This is a genomic window from Peribacillus sp. P4_C12 (genome assembly GCF_056402095.1).
The window spans coordinates 1-1,931 of record NZ_JBFUIB010000608.1 but is presented as its reverse complement, the minus strand read 5'-3'; the positions used below and the strand labels follow the sequence as shown (position 1 = coordinate 1,931).

Annotated in this window: 2 protein-coding genes; one reads left to right on the top strand and one right to left on the bottom strand. The window is 39.7% G+C overall.

Annotation, left to right across the window (positions count from 1 at the left end; translation table 11 throughout):
* Positions 1-255: 255 nt before the first annotated feature.
* Positions 256-849, bottom strand: a complete 594-nt coding sequence (locus AC1DUW_RS27115) for a branched-chain amino acid aminotransferase (protein ID WP_477643963.1) — start codon at positions 847-849, stop codon at positions 256-258.
* Between the two features lie 175 nt (positions 850-1,024).
* On the opposite strand from AC1DUW_RS27115, the gene AC1DUW_RS27110 reads away from it, so the two are divergent.
* A partial coding sequence (locus tag AC1DUW_RS27110; protein WP_477643962.1) for an NAD(P)/FAD-dependent oxidoreductase occupies positions 1,025-1,931 on the top strand: 907 nt, incomplete at its 3' end.

Genomic DNA, 1,931 nt, shown 5'->3' with positions numbered 1-1,931 from the left:
ACTTTAAGGGGACTTAAAAAATTGTCGATGCAGGCGATGCTTACATTCGCTGCCATGAATTTAAAGAAGATAGCCAATTGGACATGGCAAGGTCCAAGAATGGCTTAATAAAGTGGGCTCGTAGAGGCCCAATCTCTTAATCTTGAGCAAAATTCAAAGGGAATWTCAAAAGGGGTCCGGAATTAAAACATTCTGGACCCCTTTTGTCTACAAACTGAAAGAACCGCCATCACTATATGATGGAGGTTCTTCGCTTTACTTATCTTCCTCGATTGYTTCAACAAGAATAAATAGAAAATTATAGATTAGACTAAAAGCTTCTCCTAATGACATGTCTTCTCGAAATCCTTTAACATGATTCAAGGCAAAATTCACGTCCCATAGCCCATCACCTTGGTTGAACATCAAACTGAATGACCCGATACCGCCTTGAAGCTCCTTATTTAAATAGGCTTTTATAGCATCTCCTATTTTTTTCTGAAATTTCAATCCGAACATGGCGTTATACGTACTGAATACATCATCAACTTCCAAAGAAAGTGCCTCAACCCCGATTAGTTCGAACCATGAAGATTCAAAGTAAAGGAATTCCTCTATATTTGTTTTTAAAAACTCAATTGGTTGAGATAAAAATGCAGAAGTTTCTTCAGAAATCATTTCTTCGCTTTCTTTATTACTGCGTTCAATATAAGCATCAGCAAAGCGGAAAGTGTTTTCTTTTTCTACGATAGAAATATTGTCAGGGATTAACTTATGTCTCTCTGCATAATCCAATTCTTCTTTAAACAATTCCAGCTTGTTTTCACTTAAAGTTTTTGATATGTATGCTTCCATTTGTTTTTTTAACATGGTATGTCCTCCTAGTATCTTTTCAAAATGATCCGTTTCAATCATAGCATATTCATTACAGATAAAATAACTATGTGAAAAATCAATTAATATATCGGTTGTGGCAATCGTTTGGCGTCTTCGATATAGTTATACTAGAGGGTTTTATACAAATGAAAGAAATGAGATGTTAAACATGCAAAAAATCATTATAGTGGGAGCAGGAATTTTAGGAGCCTCCACGGCCTATCAGCTTGTAAAAATGGGAGCCGATGTTGTCATTGTTGATCGCCTAGATAGAGGACAAGCCACCGCCGCTGCGGCAGGCATTGTGTGTCCATGGATTTCACAACGGCGTAATAAAGATTGGTATCACCTTGCGAAAAATGGTGCGCGTTTTTATCCCAATCTAATTGAAGAGCTTGAACGGGACGGGGAAACAGAGACTGGCTATGCCCAAGTAGGGGCTATCAGCTTACATACGGATGAAGAAAAACTGCTGGCCATGCAGAAACGAGCGACAAAACGAAAAGAAGATGCACCTGAGATAGGGGATATTACTTTGCTCACTTCTGAGGAAACGAATGCCCTATTTCCGCCTCTTTCCGGCGAATATGCTGCTGTTCATATAAGTGGAGCCGCACGAGTCGATGGACGGGCACTTCGTGATTCATTACTTCGTGCTTCACAAAAAAACGGAGCGAAACTTATGTATGGTGAGGCTGCTCTGACATATAGCGATTCACAGGTAACGGGTGTAACAATTGCTGATGAGGTCATTACCGCCGATAAAGTAATTGTATGCGCAGGAGCATGGGCCCATCAATTACTGGAACCATTGGGAGTCAATTTTCAAGTCAGCTTTCAAAAAGCTCAAATTGTTCATCTAGGGTTGCCGGATACAAACACAAATAACTGGCCGGTTGTTATGCCGCCTAGTGACCAATACTTGTTGGCTTTCGAAGATAATAAAATCGTAGCCGGGGCAACACATGAAAATATGGAAGTATTCGATAATCGAATGACCGCAGGAGGATTGCAGGAAGTTTTTAATAAAGCATTAAATACTGCTCCTGGTTTGGCAGATAGTACGTATAGTACGT